The following is an 18,709-nucleotide window of genomic DNA, read 5'->3' as shown; positions in this document are numbered from 1 at the left end:
GAAGGAAATATAAAATGACACAAACTCATTCAGGCTCTTGTTTATGTGGTTCGGTTAAATTTGAAATGGAAGGAGAGTTTAAAAAATTCTTCCTATGTCATTGTAGCCTCTGCCGAAAAACATCGGGTTCAGCGCATTGTGCTAATGTATTTGCCCCAGGCGCTAAATTGAATTGGTTAAGCGGAAAAGAAAATTTGAGTTTTTATCGACATGCAGACACTAATTTTGCGCGTAATTTTTGCGCTACCTGTAGTTCGTTAATGCCTTTGCATGTAGAAGCTCGTGATCTCGTTATAATGCCCGCGGGTTGTTTAGATACTGATATAGAAATTACACCTCAAGCACATATTTTTGCCGATAGTAAATGTAATTGGGATGCAGTGTTAAATGACACACCGATCTACGATCAATTACCGACCTAGAATAAATGGTCAATATAGCAACGAGTCATATGTTTAATTTTGTTGAATTAGCCTAAACCACCTTTTGATAGTCTATATTATTAATAGGTGGTTATTTAGCGATGCATTATTAACTTCCATCAGGTATGTGAATTACAACATAATTACTGCTGTAATTCACATAATTGCATAGTAGAGTTTTAAGAGAGAATATAATGAGCGTTAAACAGATAATGACTTCTCCCGTTATAACCATAGAGCTCGATGACAATCTAACCGTTGTTGGTGAGAAGTTTTCAGATACTAAGTTTCATCATTTACTGGTCGTTGAACATAATAAATTATTTGGCGTCGTTTCTGATAGAGATTTATTGAAAGCTATCAGCCCCAAAATAGGTACTGCTGCTGAAAAAATGAATGATGTTGCAACGTTAAATAAAAAAGTTCATCAAATAATGACCAGAAATCCTATCTGCATTCAACAAGAGCAAAGTGTTCATGATGCTATCGCATTATTTTTAGATAATAATATCTCTTGTATACCCGTTGTTGATAGTAGCAATATTCCTGTTGGTATAATTAGCTGGCGAGATATTCTGAAAACCATCAAAAAGCCCAAATCAAATTAAAGCATTACGGTATTATCTACCTAAGTAAGGAGTCTCTTGACTGATCGAACGATAACCTCGGTAAATAAAAGTTTTTTTGCCATAGCCTGTTCACGTGCTGTTGTTATTAGAGCTATTAAGGTTGCTGTGCTTGTTGGTACTATGTTGGCTTTTATCAATCATGGAGAAAAAATATTAGATTTGTCTTTTTCCAGCCAAGATGGGTTTAAAATTTTACTGACCTATTTAGTACCTTATGGTGTTTCAACATGGTCTGCTGTTGGCGCAATCAAAGCGAAGAATACTAATGATGACTCTGGTGATGAATAAATTCTCTGCTTTTCAATGGATGGTTTTAAAATGGATTTAATAGTAAAGAAAAAATTTGAAAGTTATCCTCCTCATATTAATAAATTACTTCAACAAATACGTGAAGTAATATTAACTGTTGCTGAGCAAGAAGGTATTACGAGTATAGAAGAAACGTTAAAATGGGGCGAGCCTAGTTATGTATCTAATATCGGTAGTACTATTCGTATTGATTGGAAAGCAAAATCCCCCGAACAGTTTGGTATTTATTTCAACTGTAAAACAACATTAGTAGAAACATTTAAAGAAATTTATGGTGATACGTTTAAATATGAAGGTAATCGTGCGATTATTTTAAATGTTGATGGCACTTTGCCTATAAATGAGCTATCTCATTGTATTTCAATGTCATTACGCTACAAAAAAATTAAACACTTAGCTTTACTTGGCGTTTAGTTGTGTAACGCGTAACCAATAAAGACTGATTTTTGTCTTTATTTATTTTTAAATTCTACATTATTGGCCATATTTTATGGTTATTGTAATGAGTAGTACAATGATAATCAGACGATATAAAGATGACGATTTTGAACAACTAGCAGAGATATATAATACTGCTCATCCTGACGAATTTTATCGTGAAGAAGGTCAGTTTTCGTTGCTGCCTTGGACTGAAGATAAACACATATTAGCGCTATTGGATAGCTCTGATGTTTATGTATATGAAGATGGCGCGATTCTAGGCTTTTGCGGTTATTTAGGAAGAAAAATAAATTGGCTATTTGTTGAGCCTAATGCAAGAGGTAAAGGGGTAGCTGCTAAACTTCTGTCCTATATTGTTCCTAAATTGCCAAGTAATGCGTTTTTGTTCGTTTTGAAGTCAAATGTGCGTGCAATTGCACTTTATGAAAAGTTTGGTTTTGTTGCTCAACAAGAGTTTATGATAGATTTTCAAGGTCGCAATATTATGTTAACTAAAATGATTATTAAAAACCTGAGCTCGGCTTAATAAATCCTTCTCTAATGGTTATTTTCCTTACTTCATCGTTAAATTTACTTGCAATACACTAGCTATTGACGCGAAATTTGCCTTGAATTAAGAAAAACTATTAAGTTAGAGTGTAAAATATAGTTATATTATTAATAATTTCAATAGATTAAAAACATCTTAAACCGAGTTCAGGTTAAATATTAAAAGCAAATATTAAAAGGACATTCACATTAAATTACATACATTGAAAGCATTATTCACTTTTTTACTCTTTACTTCTTTTGCTGTGTTTGCAGACGCAGTAACATCAACGCCATTTAATATACCTCGAAGCACCGTGGTAGACATTAATGATCCGGCAACAAATTTAATTTACCCTTTATTTATAAAAACTCCCGCTTCTTATAACAAACAAGTCGAGAAACAATATCCTGTTATTTATCTAACGGATGCTTATTACGAATTTCAGATAGTGTCAGGCGCAACTCGTTATCCAATGAACATTGCAGTTATGGAAGAAGCAATTATTGTTGGTATTTCGTATGCTAAAGGCAGTAAAGGTTCGTCGAGCCGAAATCGCGACTACACACCAACATTTAATAAAAAGTGGAAAGATAAAACGGGCGAGGCCAAGCAACACGCTGAATTTATTGAAAAGTCAGTCTTTGACTATATCGATACTAAGTATCGTACTGACCCAACTAATCGAACCTTTATTGGAAATTCCCTTGGTGGTTTATTTGGCACTTATATTCTATTAAATAAACCAAGTATGTTTAAAAACTATATTTTAGGTAGTCCATCCTATTGGTGGGACAATGAGTATATTTTTACGCAAGAATTAGAATTTGCTAAGCAAAATGTAGCCATTAACGCCAATGTATTTATTGCCATTGGTGAACTCGAAACAATTGAATTCGGGGCTGGCTACAATATGGTTGGCGATGCCAAAGAGTTTTATAAAAGAATGTTAAATTGGCAATCAGATAACTTAAATGTAAAATTAATGATTATTCCGCAAGCAGATCATGCGACCGCATTTCCAACCACCGCTATTCAAGGTTTGAAATGGGTATTAGGAAAATGTGATAAAGCGAATAACTGCTTACTCAGTCCAAAAACAAGCAACAACAAATAATATTTTACAAAAATAGAAAATATTTCAATGAATAAGACCTTATAATGACGTGAATTAAATAATTTTCTTGATTCATCTATTTATAACAAGTTAAAGCATTAACCCATTTATTAAGTGAGATTTTATGAAAAAGTATTGTTTTATTTTATTTTCTATTGTTGTTGCAATGTCACAGGCATTCGCGGCTCCTACTGTGAAATACAATAAAGAACTGGATGGCTTTGCATATCCGTTTGAAGTAAAAACATTTGATTTTAATTCTCAAAATAAAATGTTAAAAATGCGCTATATGGACATTGGTGATAAAAACGCAAAAAAAACAATAGTCTTGTTACATGGTAAAAACTTTGCTGGTTACTACTGGGAAAGCGTTGCAAACGACTTACTTAACAACAATTACCGAGTTATTATTCCTGATCAAATTGGTTTTGGTAAATCGTCAAAGCCTGACTACTACCAATATAGCTTTGGTCAGTTGGCGTTAAACACTAAACTGCTATTAGATAGTTTACACATTAACAAAGCCGATATTGTCGGTCATTCCATGGGCGGCATGGTTGCAACAACCTATACCGCTAACTATGCAGATAACGTTAATAAGTTAATTTTGATTAATCCTATTGGCTTAGAAGCTTATGGTAAATATACTGAATTTAAAGATGTTAACTTTTTTTATAAAAATGAATTGGGTAAAACACTGGATAAAGCAAGAAATTATCAGAAGAAAAATTATTATGATGGTAAATGGTCTGACGAATATGAAAAACTATTAATTCCTCTAAAAGGTATGCTTGCCGGTGATGACTGGGAAACAGTTGCTTGGAATAATGCGCTAACTTACGGACCTATTTTTTCAGAAAATATTGTTGATAGATTTTCTCAAATTAAAAATGACACGGTAATTATTATTGGTACGCGAGATACCACAGGTCCTGGTCGAGGTTGGATGAAAGCGGGTGAAACTAGAAAGCTAGGTAACTTTAAACAGTTAGGTGTAGATACTCAGAATCGCATTGCAGGCTCGACACTAATTGAATTAGAAGGGTTAGGGCATATGCCACACTATGAAGACTATGATGCCTTTATCAAAGCATTTCATCAAGCGCTTGATAAGTAATTAATAATTTTGATAAATTAATAGGCCATAGTTTTATAAACTATGGCCTTTTTTATATAATTTTCTCGCCCTGATATGATAATTTTACTGCTTCAATTCTTAGGATTATATCTATTGATTGTTTAGAGTTATTTATATTACTGAATCGTGTACGTTAACTTAAGGAAATCCAATTGAAAATTTATGCAGATAGTCAGTCAGGTAATTGTTATAAAGTAAAATTACTCACCTCGCTTTTAGCTATTGAGCACGAATGGATCAATATCGATATCCTTGCGAACGAAACACTAACAGCGTCTTTTTTAGAAAAGAATCCGAATGGAAAAATTCCATTGCTTGAGCTAGATGATGGTCGATTTTTATCGGAATCTAATGCCATTATCAATTATCTTGCTACTGACTCCTTACTTATTCCCAAAAATAGCTTTGATGTTGCTAAAATTCAGCAATGGCAATTTTTTGAACAATATAGTCATGAGCCCTTTATTGCTGTAGCAAGGTTTATCGCTAAATACCTAGGTTTACCTGCAGATCGTAAAGCTGATTATGAAGCAAAGCAAGCGGGTGGTCACAAAGCGCTTAAAGTAATGGAAGGGCAATTGCAAAAAACACCTTATTTGGTAGGCAATGATTTAACAACTGCTGATATCTCTCTTTATGGCTACACTCATGTTGCCCATGAAGGAGGGTTTGATTTAAGTGAATACCCAGCAATTCAACAATGGATAAATAACATTCAAGCGCTTCCTAACTATGTAAGCATGGAGTCATAATGATTGAGGTATACCTTTTTGATTGGGGAGATACTTTAATGGTTGATTTCCCGGGTGTTAGTGGAAAAATGTGTCAGTGGGGAAAAGTAGAGGCGGTTTATGGCGCTAGAGAAGCATTAGAAACATTAGCTAAAACGGCACAAATATATATTGCGACAGGCGCTGCTGATTCCACTGAATTAGAAATTAAGTTCGCCTTTGAACGGGTTGGTTTAAGTCAATTTATTACCGGCTATTTTTGTCAAGAAAATGTAGGGTTTTTAAAAGGAAGTCCTGAATTTCTCTCATCTATTTTAAATAAACTCAATACGCCCTTAGCTAATATAGCCATGGTTGGTGATAATTTTGAAAAAGATATTAACCCTGCAATAAACGCAGGAATTAAGCCTATTTGGTTTACACAAAAAAATATAGAAAATTCCCATGATAATGTTAAAGTAATTAGTAAGTTAAGTGCTTTATACAAGTAAGTATTTACAAGTAAACAACCACTAGGAGGATAAGTGAACTTAAATCAAGTTACATTACCTGTTAACGATATGGAAGTATCGACAAAATTTTATCGAACTTTAGGTTTTACACAAATTGTTGATACGCCACATTATGCACGTTTTGAGTGTCCCGAAGGTGGTGCAAGTTTTTCACTATTATTAGAAAAAGCTAAAATTACCAACAGTGCCGTCATTTATTTTGAACATGAAGCGCTGGATAACTGGGTTAATGATTTAAAGGTGCGGGGTATTAATTTTGACCAAGAGCCTACAGATCAAAGCTATTTATGGCGAGAAGCGATATTACACGATCCTTCAGGTAATAAAATAAAGCTATACTGGGCTGGAGAAAATCGCCTCAATCCACCTTGGCGTGTAGAAAAATGTAATTAACCATATAAGTAGATAAATGAAAATTAAAATTGATAACCTTGAAAGCCTCGAGGTTAAAACGTTATTACAAGAACATCACGAAGATATGTTGCAGCATTCTCCGCCGGAAAGTGTTCATGCATTGGATTTATCTTCATTAAAGGCACCGGAGGTTACTTTTTTTACTGCTTGGATTAACGATCAATTAGCTGGGTGTGGCGCGTTAAAAAAGCTTGATAATAAGCATGTTGAACTTAAATCAATGCGAACATCACAGCATTTTTTGAGAAGGGGCGTTGCCGCTAAGTTATTAACGCACATGTTAGCGATAGCGAAAAAGGAATCGTTTACTAAAATTAGCTTAGAAACAGGGACTCAAACAGCATTTCTTCCGGCTCAACAACTATATAAAAATTTTGCCTTTGAAGAATGTAAGCCTTTTGCAGATTATCAAGAAGATCCTTACAGCATGTTTTTAACAAAAGATCTGGCATCAGTTGTTAGTAAGTAGAGATCTTACGATATAAATAATTCACTAAGTATTAGGTACTCAATAGTTTATCTAGTCAATATTCATGTCTATTTAAGGTTATATACTAATAAGGGAAGCGCTCATGTTTCAAAATATTGCGATTTATTCAGGTTTAATTGCAAGTGTTTGGATTATCATTGGGGTTTATGTCGCAAGTTGTTTTTATACTGGTTACAGCCATTCTAAACAATTTTGTAGTGAACTTGGTGCAACGGGTAGTCCAACTGAAAAATTATCACCATTAATTAATAATTACCCTTTAGGCGTTTTATTTTGCTTGTTTGGCTGGTATCTAGTGAGTATTCCAAACGTCTCAATATTAATAAACATGACAGGTTGGCTTGTTATTGCTCATGGTATTGGTACTTGGATTGCAGGATACTTCCCAATGGATGCCGATCCTTTTACTAAAACCCCAACTTTTCATTGCAAAATACATTCTTGGGCGGGTTTTATTATGCTACTTTCATTAGTTATCGCGCCCATATTAGTTGCTGTTAGTCCAACCACAGCGCTTATCCCTTTGCATTTTAAAATTTTTTCAATTGTTTCTGTAGTCGCTGCTGTGTATTATTTATTTGCGATGGCTAGGGCCGTTCGTACTCAAACTAATCCAGGTATTTATCAGCGTATTTCTTATGGTTTCCAGTTGCTTTGGTTAAGTGTATTTTCCTTAGTTTTAGCATAAATTTAAATTACAGTGATTTCTTTCACTAACAGGTATATTAACTTACGTTGATTATTATATTTTAATTGGAGAGGATCGAAATGCATAGTAAACGTCATGGCCTATCAATAGGTATGGAAAGAGCCGAAAATGATTTTTTTATTTTTATAAAGGCTCAAGGCAAACTAACCCATCAAGATTATGAAATAATTACACCCTTTATTGAATCTATGTTAACTCAAGTGAGAACTCCTACCGTTAATGTTTTATTTGATGGAACGGAATTAGACGGTTGGGAGCTTAGAGCTGCTTGGGATGATCTAAAACTTGGTTTAAAACACGGTACTAGTTTTAATAAGGTCGCGCTTTATGGTAATAAAAAATGGCAAGCATTCTCAGTAAAAGTCGCTGACTGGTTTATGTCAGGTGAAATTAAGTACTTTGAAAAAGAAAACGACGCCATTGCTTGGCTTAATCAATAATATAAAGATCACTTCAGTAAGTTGGAATGCATGTGTTTAAAAACAATCAGAATACAATAGCCTTTAATCCTAAACATAAAACACACGGAGAATCACTACTAAAATTTCTAGCCTTGATATCCATCATTATTGCCTACTTTTTGTATATGAGTTGGAAATATGATGCTTCTACTGGTTTAGGTGTTTCTATTTTAACCTGGAGCTTCTTTGTGTTATGTACGCCAGTTGCAGATGGAGGCTTTATTCTTGCTTTTCCTATTAGATTACTTTTTAAAATTAAAATGGCATATACGCAAATAGTACTCTGGTTTGTGGCTATTGCTATTAATGTTTTTTATATCGCATCTAGCTCAGACACTTATGATTTAACGTTTATAACAAGGTTACTTAAGCATATTCTATCAGAGCCATATCCGTATTGGAGTATTCTAATAATCAGTGCATTAGGTACTTTCTTATCTATCTACTTTGGTGATGAAATGATGGATGTTGCTTCTCATGCAGAACGTAAAAATAACCATCGTCACGGGGCAAAGTATCGAACCTTATTAGTACTAGGACTTGGTATTTTAACCGTTGTCGCTTATTACTATTTACTCAGTAGCTTAAATGTCGTATTACCTGAATAATGTTTATGATTAAAATACGACAATAAATATTATTACCTTGTTATAACGCGATAAAGAGAAGGGCAGTTAATTGGAATTCGCTAATATATCTATTGAATTATTATCTCTGTTATTTTTAGTCGCCGTAGTAGCAGGTTTAATTGATACCTTAGCTGGCGGTGGCGGACTTATTTCTATACCCGCCTTAATTTTAAGTGGTGTTCCCCCTTTAACCGCTTTAGGGACTAATAAACTTCAAGGTAGTATGGGGACAGCAACTGCGACCTATATGATGATAAAAAACAGAAGAATTAAATGGGAGCATGTTAAACCTTTAATGTTAATGGCGTTTGTTGGGGCTACTGTAGGCACCATCACGGTGCAGTTCATAAATACTGAAGTCTTGTCATTTGTTATTCCTATCGTACTTATATTTATTGCTGTATATTTTCTTATTTCACCTAATCCAGCGATACATGATAGTAAATCTAAAATGTCGTATGATAAGTACAAAAATATTGTTGTACCTTTAGTTGGTTATTATGATGGTATGTTTGGTCCAGGTACGGGATCTTTCTTTGCGTTATCGGGTGTTTCGTGTCGAGGTCATGACTTAATCTCTGCTACGGCAATTGCCAAGTCGTTAAATTTTGCGACTAATATTGCCTCTTTAATTGTATTTATAATTGCAGGTCATATTGTTTGGGCAATTGGAATAACCATGATGCTTGGTCAAGTCTTGGGTGCATGGGCAGGGTCTCATTGTCTATTCAAAATCAATCCTGCATATCTGAGGGCAATTGTTGTTGTTATGTGTAGTGGAATGCTACTAAAATATGCTGAGTCAATGGGTTGGCTTAATTATGGATAATAAAATCAATCAAATTGTAAATTATTAACGTTAAGCCATTAAACGTGGTTTATTTTAACTTAAATGATAGAGAGTAAACCATGAAAAATATTCAATACCCTATTCAAGGCGCTTGCCAATGTGGCGGCGTTACCTATGAACTGCTAGAGCCACCTTTGATGGTCATTGCCTGCCATTGTATCGAATGTCAAAAATTATCAACTAGTGCATTTAGCATTACGGCTATGGTAAAAACTGACACTGTTGTATTTAAGGGGGAGATGAAAGATTGGAGTCGCCTTGCTGACAGTGGCAATGTCAGTGCAGCTAAATTTTGTGTTACTTGTGGTAATCGAATTTATCATTACGACCCTAAAGATCCAGAGAAATTAAAACTTAAGCCTACTAATTTATCTGATACCCGTATTATAAATCCTACAGCGCATCTGTGGGTTAGTGAAAAACAAGATTGGTTTCAAATTCCAGAAGGTGTAAAAACCTTTGAATATCAATCTTAGTAGCGCGAAATTAGTGTGCAGTATGAACCGTCTATTTATAAACTTAACTAGTCATAAATAGACGGAGATTGTTGGAGAGTTATACGCTTACTGACGATTTAAAACTTCAGAAAATAACGAGAATACTTTACTCGGATTGGTTTTCTTACATACTTTAATCGCAGGATATTTATCAGACTTTATCAACTTACCAGCCCATTGTGCATCAAGATGTTGGCGGTCTTGTCCATCCCAACGTTTTTTAGGAAAATCAAGTTGTGATGTTGGTAACCAAGGGGTGTCGGTAGCTTTATGCTCAACACTAAATGATCCCATTTCACCTTCACATAATTCTGGTTCAACAGCCACTATTGCCGCTAAAGTATCCCAAAAATAATATTCACCTGATTCAATGAACCAATCATTTTTATCTAATATTTGATCCCAAAACTGAGCAGCAGGCGTTGTGACACTTTTCTTAAATTCACTGGCAACTTTAGCGGTTAATCTAACAGAATTTGTTACATCTAAACCAACTAATTCAATCGGCAAACCAGAAGCAAACACCTTGTCTGCGGCCAATGGGTCAATAAATATATTCCACTCGGCACTGACATTCGGATGGCCATCGGTGAAATTAGGTACAATAATATTACCTGGTGCGTCAACATTACCGCCCATAATAATAAGGCGAGATACTTCTTTCATATCTGCAGGATATTTTTCTATCCATTGGGCAATATTGGTAAGCGTACCTGTTGCAACAATAATAACAGGCTCGTTAGCTTCTTTAATTGCTTGGTGAATAATCTCGATTGCATGCTCAGACGAAGCCTTACGCTTACTTGGCTTAACGGCTACACCGGATAATGTATCAGAGTCTTTTCGCCACGCATCTGGAAATACGGCATATCCGTCTAGTGGTTCATCATCGCCACAAGCAACTAACACGGAATCACGGCTATATTTTGACAGGTCAAGTAATGAGTTGGTATTGGTAAGGCCTGGAGAACAATGACTTTCGCCACTTGATGAGATAGTGATAGCAACTACGTCAGCCTGAGGGTGTTGAAGTAAAAATAATAATGCCGCCCAATCATCTATTGCCATATCATTGTCAAAAATTACGGGTTTAGCGAAAACTACAGAGGTGAAGCATAAAGCAAGTGTAAAAATGAGTGTTCTCATTAATGTATCCTTTGGTTAATTGTCATATTTTAATGTTATTTGATTTACTATTTAACCTGAACTCGGTTTAAATTATTGTTTAGTTTGATCAATAAAATAGTGTGCTGTTATCGCTAATAATTCCTCCGCAAGGGATTGATCATTATTCAACTCAGCGCTATTGTCAGCTAATACCTTGAATATATGATTAGCATTCTTGATTAAATACAGAGATGTTTGAGCTTGTTTTGCTCCTTTTATTAATGACAGAGAGTTTTGCCAAGGCACTGTTTTATCTGCATCTCCTGCTATAGCGAGTAATCTGCCTTGATACATAGCCATTTGAGTAAGACTAGTATTATTACGTATTTGCTCAAACCATTGATGACTAAAATTTAATGGTTTATCGAGCCAAGGGTAATTTATTTCAGCAAAGCCGTTATTTATTGCTTCTTGTTCGTATTGTGTAAAAAATGGCTGAAAGCTACCAATACCATTGCCAGTGACACTTGACCAAGTAACCATGGAGGCTACAGGTAATGTCTCATTAACTGCTGCTAACTGGGCAATGAGACCTCCTTGGCTAAACCCCAATAAATGAATAGATTTGTGTTCAAGCCGCTTTTGTTGCTGAATAAACTGATGAACGTTAACTACATCATTTACTGCGTTTTCTAGGTTGTAAACTTTATAATCGACACTACTTGCCCCCGATCCTGCGAAATCGAAACGTATAGAAGCAACATTCTGTTTGGCGAGCTTTTCTGCTAAGCGTTTAAATAAATTACCCACTTCATTTTTATTTGAAGCAGTACCATGCAACATAATAACAACAGGGAATGGTTTTAATGATTTAAAATCAGGTAATGTTAATATTGCAGGTATTTGGTAGTTATCTCCTTTAAGTGATAATTCTTGCTCAATAGCTGCGTAAGCAGGCATTAAAATTATATTAAGTAAAAGAGTACATATAGATAATGTATAACGATATTTTAACTTTTTCATAAAGTTCCAACCTATTTCTTAAAAAGAAGCGGCAATGTTAGTGCATCAACAACGAGCAATACCTGCTTGGTTTACGGGATAAATGCAACAAAATGGAGCGTTTAAAGAATAACCAATGATTTTACTTTAAATATATCATTATAAAACAAGATGTTACTGTTAATATGTTAATGAATCACTAATCTGATATAAAATTGTGACTTACTACAAGCAAAAAGCTGACCATATAGCCAGGTTTTTGATTAATTGAAAGAATAAATTCTATCATTTGGTGAAAAAATACGAATTTACTTGGATTTTGTTACACAATCACTTATTTTAATAACCATAAAATTTATAGGGATAATGTTAGGGGGGTTAGTGTATCTATGGTATTTAGACTAACCGTTTATAAATACGCTTGATTTAATAGACGTTAATAAATATAACAAAAAAACATACACATTTAATAGAAGGAGTTTTAAATGAAATTTTTAATATTTTTGGGCACTACACGTGATAGTACACCGCCAAAACCAGCTCGTCTTGGTTTACGTGTTGCTAAAGCTTGTTTAGATTGTCTAAATATTCAATTTAGTGATCACGAAATTGAATTGATAGATGCGTTAGATTACCCACTAGAGTCTGTATTTAAACCATACTTTTCTTATGCGAACAGTAAAGCCCCTGCGGCCTTAACTTCACTTGCTGAAAAAATTGAGTCTGCAGATGGCTTTATTATGGTCAGTCCTGAATATAATCATTCTATGAGCCCAGCACTATCAAATTTACTCAATCATTTTGGTAGTTCTTTATTTTCATATAAACCCAGTGCCATTGTTACTTATTCAGCAGGCCAATGGGGAGGGATGCGAGCGGCAATTGGAATGCGAACATTTCTTTCTGAGTTAGGCTGTCTTTCTGTGTCAGCAATGATTCATATCCCTAAAGCACAAGAAGTACTAACCGAAGATGGAGCGATAGAAGCACATGAAGATCAAAGAGCTTGGTTTAATTACTTTGGTCGAACATTTAACCAATTAGATTGGTGGGCTCAAGCGACAAAGAATCAACGAGATAAAATTGATCCACACAATACTGTTAGTGATTTTAAAAGGGATCCTTCGCAAAGAAATGCTCCTTAACCGCTTTATACTAACGTTTAATCGTCACTTGGTTATTCTTTATTAAATAATTAAGGAATAAGCTAACTCATTGTAGCGTAATAATTATTGTTTTAAATAATAATTATTACGGTTTATCTTGTTTATATAATAAATGATCCTTTACTTACAATTTATTCATGTTTAGTCGCTATTAATAGATTGTTTAAAAAAATCATTACAGTTAGAGTATCAAGATCCCATATATAGGATCCACAAATAAGAATAAAACGAGTTACTAAGACTCGTTAAAAAACTTAAAACTATAGGTTATAGAGAACGAAAATGAACAAACAACCAGAAATAACTATTTCATCATTAGATGCAGACAGATTGTATGATTTAATCGAATCATTACCCAATGATGGATTAGTTGGTATAAATGAACTTGAAAAAGAACTTGCGCGAGCAAATATTGTAGAGCCTTCAGAAGTGCCTCCTACCATAGTAACAATGAACTCAACCGTTAAGTTCTCTGTTGAGTCTTCTCAAGAAGAATTTCTGTTAACTTTAGTATACCCAAAAGATATTGATGCTAGTGGCGAAAAAATATCAATTCTAGCACCTGTTGGCAGTGCATTACTGGGTCTTTCTCAAGGTGATCAAATTGAATGGCCAAAACCTGGTGGCGGGTTGATAAAAGTGATAATTAAAGAGATAACTTATCAGCCAGAAAGAGCAGGTGAGTTACATCGGTAGTGATAACTCAATCATTGTAATATCGTCATGTCGATGTGAATTTTATATAAAAAGAACGTTTTACGTTCTTTTTATATTTTATCTTCAATCAACTGTATCAGGATAAAAATCATTGAAAAATTTAACAAACGATATTAATAGTATTCATGATCAAGATTTCATTGATATTAAATACGCCGAACATAAAATTTCAAACAAAGAGTTTTATAACTGTCATTTTAAGTCTTGTGATTTTAATGCGGCTATTTTTATGAATTGTGAATTTACTCATTGCACATTTTTAGACTGTAACCTAAACAACGTTACTGTAAATAATAGTACATTTGTCGATATTGCGTTTGATAATTGTAAAGTTATTGGCGTTAACTGGACTATGGCCCATTGGCGTGATCTTATGCTATCAGCACCGCTAATTTTTAAAAAATGTCTGATTAACTCATCTTCTTTTTATGGATTAGCATTAGAAAAAATCATCATTGAAGAATGTCGAGCACATGATGTAGATTTTAGAGAAGCTAATGTAAAGGGCGGCAGTTTTAATCGTACAGATTTAAAAGATAGTTTATTTAACAATACTAATCTTACTGGTGTGAATTTTAGTGAAGCAGAAAATTACGATATTAATATCAAAAACAACATTATTAAAAACGCGACTTTTTGTCGTTACGAAGCGGTCAGACTATTAAGTGGTTTAGATATCAACTTAATCGATTAAATAAAACTAATAAATAGCAATTATTCTTTAATAGTTACTGATTTGTTACTATTAACGTTGAACAAGAGAATTATCTTACGTGCGGCTTTATTCGTCGGCTAACTTAACTCAGAAGAGTTTCGCCCAAACTCTCTATTCCATTCATCAACTAATTGATTAAATATCTTTACTTCTTCAGGGGTTGCAATACCAAGTATTATATTTGCCGAGAGGTTATCACGACTGTCGAGCTCATCATCTTCCATAAGAATAAACATCCTTGTTTGTTTACGCGGATAATATGAAGGAAAATGTTTGATCAAGCAAGTGTTGTTTATTCACTGTGCATAAATTTTTTTAACTTATGTCAATATTGAAAATCTATTTACTCACTTAAGTTAAATCCTTAAACAACATGTGCTGAACCTTTAAAAAATCCTTAAATATAACCTAATTTACTCTTGCCCTATGGACCTAAATTTTTTGGATAGCCATTCTTATTAACTGTTTAAATTCAACGCTAAACGTTTGTTTTTTGTTCGTAATAACATATACAAGCATTTAATTGAAAATTGTTACAAAAATTCAGCTAATAATTACGCTAAAGAGTAGCATTTTTTCTCACTTTAGATTAAGTTTGCGCTTTTATTTATTATACAGTTAACCAGAGCGCCTTATGTTAGAAAATACTCTCCCACAACTCGAACAACTGATTGAACAAATCATTGAAAAAAATAACCACCTAAAAAGCCAAGTGGCTGAATTAGAAAAGCAAAAATCAGTGCTGGTTGAAGAAAATGAAATGTTGCAATTAGAAGCTCTTGAAGGTGAAGAAAAGCAAAAACAAACAAGTACAGTTTTAGCAAACCTACTAGATAAATTACAAAGTGTAGAAGAGCTAAGCTAATGTTAGCCGAAGACTCTAATGGACTCAGCATTGAAATTATGGGCAAGCAACATCAGTTTTCTTGCTCAGCTGAACAAGCAGAGGATTTAAAACAGGCTGTGAACAACCTCACTGCTATGTGTAATGACATTAAGCAACAAAAGTCCGCAGCTAGTAGAGAGCGCACTTTATTGGTGGCATCAATTAATTTAAGTTATTCGCTACTTATGGCAAATAATGAAATTAGTCGTTATCAACATGGCCAAGAAGCCTTGATTGCAAAACTAAAAAGCGCGTTGTAATACTAAATCCATTACGTTCACTTTTCAGAATTGCTATTGTTTTTAATTAAATAATGGCAATTTTGGCGACTTTTTGTCACGTTGCATTATACTTAGCAGCATTTATAAGGTAAATTGCATATATATACATTGAGTTGCGTTATTTAGGATCACCTTTATTATGGCTGATGCCAGTATTGAATTTAAAGGGTCAAGTTTTACCCTATCAGTTTTACATTTAAAATCATCTGAATTAGCTGATATTCGGGCTGATTTAACAAAAAAAGTCGCACAAGCCCCTGACTTTTTTTATCTCGTACCTGTTGTGGTCAATATTGAACAACTTTCGTGTTCAATTGATTACCAAGCGGTAAAAGCATTAATTGAAGAATTCAACTTTACTTTTGTTGGTTTTACTGGCGCAGTAACAAAAGAACAACGTTTTCATATTCGAGAACTGGGCTTTTCTTTTGTTAATACAGCAAAGGCCAATGTACCACCAAAATCAACAATCGCACCAAAGAGTGAAGTAAAAGAAACGGCAATAGAAGCACCAAAAGTTGTTGAGCATTTATATTCTGATAAAGTTCACCGAGGACAAATCCGATCGGGCCAGCAAATTTATGCTAAAGATCAAAACTTAGTGATTATTGGTTCGGTATCTGCCGGTGCAGAAGTGATAGCAGATGGCAACATTCATGTATATGGTTCGTTACGCGGTAGAGCAATAGCCGGTGCAAAAGGTCATCATAAAGCACAAATATATTGCCAAAATCTTGAAGCTGAGTTGGTCTCAATCAATGGTAACTATTGGCTAAGTGAGTCAATGGAAGAACATTGGGGATCGCCAGCATTTATACATTTGACTGACACTGAATTAACGTCATCAAAACTTATTTAATTTTAATTTAAAAGGATATTCGGTCTATGGCACGGATAATAGTGGTTACATCAGGTAAAGGCGGTGTTGGTAAAACAACATCAAGTGCTGCCATTGGTCTTGGCTTAGCGTTAAAAGGCCATAAAGTTGTCTTGATAGATTTTGATATAGGCTTACGTAATCTTGATTTAATTATGGGCTGCGAACGTCGAGTAGTATACGATTTTGTTAATGTAATTAACGGTGAAGCTACGTTAAATCAAGCACTAATTAAAGATAAACGTGTAAGTAGTTTGTCAATTTTACCGGCTTCACAAACACGTGATAAAGATGCATTAAATAAAGAAAGTGTTGGTAAAGTACTAGAAGAACTTGGTAAAACCTTCGACTTTATTGTTTGTGATTCACCTGCGGGGATTGAAGCCGGTGCAATGATGGCACTTTATTATGCAGATGAAGCTATAGTTACAACAAACCCTGAAGTATCTTCAGTACGTGATTCAGATCGTATTTTAGGTATGCTTGCCAGTCGTTCACGTAGAGCGGAGCTTAACTTAGAGCCAATCAAAGAACATTTGTTATTAACTCGTTATTCACCTAAACGTGTAGAAGAAGGTGAAATGCTGAGTGTTGAAGATGTTAAAGATATCCTTTCAATCCCATTATTAGGTGTTATTCCAGAGTCACAAGCCGTACTTAAAGCCTCAAATGCCGGTGAGCCGGTAATTCTTGATACTGAAAGTGATGCAGGTCAAGCTTACCAAGACGTAATTGATCGCTTGTTAGGTGAAACTGTAGAATTTAGATTTTTAGTTGCCGAGAAGAAAGGCATATTTAGTCGTATGTTTGGAGGATAACATGGCACTATTAGATTACTTTTTACGTAAAAAAGAAAAACAGGTAACTACTGCTTCTAAAGCGAAAGAACGTCTACAAATTATTGTTGCGCATGAGCGCAATAGTCGTAATAAACAACCAGATTATTTACCACAGCTTACCGAAGATATCCTTCAAGTTTTACGTAAATATATTCAAGTATCTGACGAAACATTCTCGATAAACCTTGATAAAAAAGATGGCGATTTGAATGTGTTAGAGCTCAATATTGAATTACATGATGAGCTAAACAAAGACAATTAATTTTGTGTGTCTGTTTAATTGATTACGAACAAATCATCAATTAAACAGACATAAAAATGTTATTAGTTTTCGTCCTCTTGAACTGGATTCCGGAACTCAAGCATCATGTTTCAAGTATAAAAAGATTCCGTATTAATACACTTACGGAATGACGAGATATACAACTCCCACCCTATAGCAGTTTTCGTCTTCCTGAACTGGATTCAGGATCTCAAGCGCTATATCAGTATAACTTGATAAACAGCATCGATATAAATGAATAAGAATATACAATACATGACGAGCTAAGGAGATAGTTTGCTTAAATCAATTCACCATGCTGCAATTATTTGCTCAAATTACGAAAAGTCTAAGCATTTTTATACAAGAATTCTTGGGTTAGAAGTTTTAGCTGAAAACTATAGAAAAGACCGTGACTCATTTAAACTCGACCTTCAACTTCCACAGGGAGGCAAAATAGAATTATTTTCATTTTTAAACGCTCCAGAACGACCTAGTTATCCTGAAGCACTAGGTTTAAGGCATTTAGCCTTTACTGTTGAATCAGTTGAGTCAGTACGCGATTATCTTTTATCACACCATATTGCTGTAGAAACCATTCGAATAGATGAATTCACAAATAGGAAATTTACATTCTTTCATGATCCTGATGGTCTTCCATTAGAATTATATGAGCAAGATAATAACTCGATCATATAGGGTATGTTAATCCCGAAGGATAATTTTTATTGGAATAAGCAAGCATACCTTTGCTTTTAAAAACATTCATCTGAAATAGTAGATAACAAGGGGCTGCTTTTATTCTTGTTTAGAAATGCGAAAGCCCGTATTAAACGGGCTTTCTATAATTTGGTCGGAGTAGCAAGATTCGAACTTGCGACCTCACGTCCCCCAGACGCACGCGCTACCAAGCTGCGCTATACCCCGATTTGTAAAGCAATGTTCTAATTAATTAGCTAATACTTATGTTTCTAAAGAA

General features: G+C 34.4%; 28 protein-coding genes and 1 tRNA gene. 25 read left to right on the top strand and 4 right to left on the bottom strand.

The window, feature by feature from the left end:
- The first annotated feature begins 14 nt into the window (after positions 1–14).
- From Q4496_RS12125 to Q4496_RS12050, 16 genes are all read left to right on the top strand, one after another.
- A complete protein-coding gene (locus Q4496_RS12125) occupies positions 15–422 on the top strand; it encodes a GFA family protein (protein ID WP_215974090.1) in 408 nt (135 codons plus the stop codon).
- A gap of 194 nt (positions 423–616) precedes the next feature.
- On the top strand, positions 617–1,030 hold the full coding sequence (locus Q4496_RS12120; RefSeq protein WP_215974089.1) for a CBS domain-containing protein: 414 nt from the start codon (positions 617–619) through the stop codon (positions 1,028–1,030).
- Between the two features lie 36 nt (positions 1,031–1,066).
- Entirely contained in the window at positions 1,067–1,339 is a 273-nt protein-coding gene (gene nrtS / locus Q4496_RS12115; RefSeq protein ID WP_215974088.1) for a nitrate/nitrite transporter NrtS, read from the top strand.
- A gap of 30 nt (positions 1,340–1,369) precedes the next feature.
- Positions 1,370–1,774, top strand: coding sequence for a DUF1801 domain-containing protein (locus Q4496_RS12110; protein ID WP_215974087.1), 405 nt, complete (start codon positions 1,370–1,372; stop codon positions 1,772–1,774).
- An 88-nt stretch (positions 1,775–1,862) separates the two neighbouring features.
- Positions 1,863–2,327 carry a GNAT family N-acetyltransferase gene (locus tag Q4496_RS12105; protein ID WP_303610520.1) on the top strand — a complete coding sequence of 155 codons (465 nt, stop codon included), beginning with the start codon at positions 1,863–1,865 and terminating at the stop codon, positions 2,325–2,327.
- 226 nt (positions 2,328–2,553) lie between these two features.
- Positions 2,554–3,447, top strand: a complete 894-nt coding sequence (locus tag Q4496_RS12100; RefSeq protein WP_303610519.1) for an alpha/beta hydrolase — start codon at positions 2,554–2,556, stop codon at positions 3,445–3,447.
- A gap of 124 nt (positions 3,448–3,571) precedes the next feature.
- Positions 3,572–4,564, top strand: coding sequence for an alpha/beta fold hydrolase (locus Q4496_RS12095; protein ID WP_303610518.1), 993 nt, complete (start codon positions 3,572–3,574; stop codon positions 4,562–4,564).
- A gap of 173 nt (positions 4,565–4,737) precedes the next feature.
- Positions 4,738–5,337: a glutathione S-transferase family protein gene (locus Q4496_RS12090; protein WP_303610517.1), complete on the top strand. Its 600-nt coding sequence runs from the start codon at positions 4,738–4,740 to the stop codon at positions 5,335–5,337.
- Positions 5,337–5,807 carry an HAD family hydrolase gene (locus tag Q4496_RS12085; RefSeq protein ID WP_303610516.1) on the top strand — a complete coding sequence of 157 codons (471 nt, stop codon included), beginning with the start codon at positions 5,337–5,339 and terminating at the stop codon, positions 5,805–5,807. The genes Q4496_RS12090 and Q4496_RS12085 overlap by 1 nt, the downstream gene beginning before the upstream one ends.
- Positions 5,808–5,840: 33 nt before the next feature.
- On the top strand, positions 5,841–6,221 hold the full coding sequence (locus tag Q4496_RS12080; RefSeq protein ID WP_215974081.1) for a VOC family protein: 381 nt from the start codon (positions 5,841–5,843) through the stop codon (positions 6,219–6,221).
- A gap of 16 nt (positions 6,222–6,237) precedes the next feature.
- Positions 6,238–6,711, top strand: a complete 474-nt coding sequence (locus Q4496_RS12075) for a GNAT family N-acetyltransferase (RefSeq protein ID WP_215974080.1) — start codon at positions 6,238–6,240, stop codon at positions 6,709–6,711.
- A gap of 103 nt (positions 6,712–6,814) precedes the next feature.
- Positions 6,815–7,420, top strand: a complete 606-nt coding sequence (locus tag Q4496_RS12070) for a DUF998 domain-containing protein (RefSeq protein WP_215974079.1) — start codon at positions 6,815–6,817, stop codon at positions 7,418–7,420.
- 80 nt (positions 7,421–7,500) lie between these two features.
- Complete coding sequence (locus Q4496_RS12065; RefSeq protein ID WP_303610515.1) at positions 7,501–7,881, top strand: STAS/SEC14 domain-containing protein; 381 nt, start codon at positions 7,501–7,503, stop codon at positions 7,879–7,881.
- 32 nt (positions 7,882–7,913) lie between these two features.
- Positions 7,914–8,510 carry a hypothetical protein gene (locus tag Q4496_RS12060; protein WP_303610514.1) on the top strand — a complete coding sequence of 199 codons (597 nt, stop codon included), beginning with the start codon at positions 7,914–7,916 and terminating at the stop codon, positions 8,508–8,510.
- A 70-nt stretch (positions 8,511–8,580) separates the two neighbouring features.
- On the top strand, positions 8,581–9,360 hold the full coding sequence (locus tag Q4496_RS12055) for a TSUP family transporter (protein WP_215974076.1): 780 nt from the start codon (positions 8,581–8,583) through the stop codon (positions 9,358–9,360).
- Positions 9,361–9,440: 80 nt separating this feature from the next.
- Positions 9,441–9,857, top strand: a complete 417-nt coding sequence (locus tag Q4496_RS12050) for a GFA family protein (protein WP_215974075.1) — start codon at positions 9,441–9,443, stop codon at positions 9,855–9,857.
- Between the two features lie 87 nt (positions 9,858–9,944).
- Here Q4496_RS12050 and Q4496_RS12045 read toward each other — a convergent pair whose 3' ends face one another.
- Positions 9,945–11,024: a nucleoside hydrolase gene (locus Q4496_RS12045; protein ID WP_303610513.1), complete on the bottom strand. Its 1,080-nt coding sequence runs from the start codon at positions 11,022–11,024 to the stop codon at positions 9,945–9,947.
- A 72-nt stretch (positions 11,025–11,096) separates the two neighbouring features.
- The gene (locus tag Q4496_RS12040; RefSeq protein WP_303610512.1) at positions 11,097–12,008 is read right to left on the bottom strand and encodes a S9 family peptidase; all 912 of its coding nucleotides are present in this window, start codon (positions 12,006–12,008) and stop codon (positions 11,097–11,099) included.
- 464 nt (positions 12,009–12,472) lie between these two features.
- Here Q4496_RS12040 and Q4496_RS12035 point away from each other — a divergent pair, with 464 nt between their 5' ends.
- The 3 genes from Q4496_RS12035 to Q4496_RS12025 all read left to right on the top strand — a co-directional run bounded on the left by Q4496_RS12035 (position 12,473) and on the right by Q4496_RS12025 (position 14,564).
- The gene (locus Q4496_RS12035) at positions 12,473–13,132 is read left to right on the top strand and encodes an NADPH-dependent FMN reductase (protein ID WP_303610511.1); all 660 of its coding nucleotides are present in this window, start codon (positions 12,473–12,475) and stop codon (positions 13,130–13,132) included.
- A 303-nt stretch (positions 13,133–13,435) separates the two neighbouring features.
- A complete protein-coding gene (gene rnk, locus Q4496_RS12030) occupies positions 13,436–13,849 on the top strand; it encodes a nucleoside diphosphate kinase regulator (RefSeq protein WP_215974071.1) in 414 nt (137 codons plus the stop codon).
- Between the two features lie 112 nt (positions 13,850–13,961).
- On the top strand, positions 13,962–14,564 hold the full coding sequence (locus Q4496_RS12025; protein ID WP_252727618.1) for a pentapeptide repeat-containing protein: 603 nt from the start codon (positions 13,962–13,964) through the stop codon (positions 14,562–14,564).
- Positions 14,565–14,662: 98 nt separating this feature from the next.
- Here Q4496_RS12025 and Q4496_RS12020 read toward each other — a convergent pair whose 3' ends face one another.
- The gene (locus Q4496_RS12020; RefSeq protein WP_303610510.1) at positions 14,663–14,809 is read right to left on the bottom strand and encodes a hypothetical protein; all 147 of its coding nucleotides are present in this window, start codon (positions 14,807–14,809) and stop codon (positions 14,663–14,665) included.
- A 410-nt stretch (positions 14,810–15,219) separates the two neighbouring features.
- Here Q4496_RS12020 and Q4496_RS12015 point away from each other — a divergent pair, with 410 nt between their 5' ends.
- The 6 genes from Q4496_RS12015 (at position 15,220) to Q4496_RS11990 (ending at position 18,429) form a co-directional block, all read left to right on the top strand.
- Positions 15,220–15,450 (top strand): DUF904 domain-containing protein, encoded by a 231-nt coding sequence (locus Q4496_RS12015; RefSeq protein ID WP_215974069.1) that lies wholly within the window; start codon positions 15,220–15,222, stop codon positions 15,448–15,450.
- A complete protein-coding gene (locus tag Q4496_RS12010; RefSeq protein ID WP_303601564.1) occupies positions 15,450–15,731 on the top strand; it encodes a cell division protein ZapA in 282 nt (93 codons plus the stop codon). The genes Q4496_RS12015 and Q4496_RS12010 overlap by 1 nt, the downstream gene beginning before the upstream one ends.
- A gap of 160 nt (positions 15,732–15,891) precedes the next feature.
- Positions 15,892–16,611: a septum site-determining protein MinC gene (gene minC, locus Q4496_RS12005; protein ID WP_303610509.1), complete on the top strand. Its 720-nt coding sequence runs from the start codon at positions 15,892–15,894 to the stop codon at positions 16,609–16,611.
- Positions 16,612–16,637: 26 nt separating this feature from the next.
- Complete coding sequence (gene minD / locus Q4496_RS12000; protein ID WP_215974066.1) at positions 16,638–17,447, top strand: septum site-determining protein MinD; 810 nt, start codon at positions 16,638–16,640, stop codon at positions 17,445–17,447.
- A 1-nt stretch (position 17,448) separates the two neighbouring features.
- Complete coding sequence (gene minE, locus Q4496_RS11995) at positions 17,449–17,730, top strand: cell division topological specificity factor MinE (protein ID WP_215974065.1); 282 nt, start codon at positions 17,449–17,451, stop codon at positions 17,728–17,730.
- A gap of 297 nt (positions 17,731–18,027) precedes the next feature.
- The gene (locus Q4496_RS11990) at positions 18,028–18,429 is read left to right on the top strand and encodes a VOC family protein (RefSeq protein ID WP_215974064.1); all 402 of its coding nucleotides are present in this window, start codon (positions 18,028–18,030) and stop codon (positions 18,427–18,429) included.
- 151 nt (positions 18,430–18,580) lie between these two features.
- Here Q4496_RS11990 and Q4496_RS11985 read toward each other — a convergent pair.
- A tRNA-Pro gene (locus Q4496_RS11985) sits at positions 18,581–18,657 on the bottom strand.
- Between the last annotated feature and the right edge of the window lie 52 nt (positions 18,658–18,709).

It is taken from the genome of Colwellia sp. 5_MG-2023 (assembly GCF_030547795.1).
Classification (GTDB): Bacteria; Pseudomonadota; Gammaproteobacteria; order Enterobacterales; family Alteromonadaceae; genus Colwellia.
Note: the sequence above shows the minus strand (reverse complement) of the source record. Positions and strands in the feature narration are given on the sequence as shown.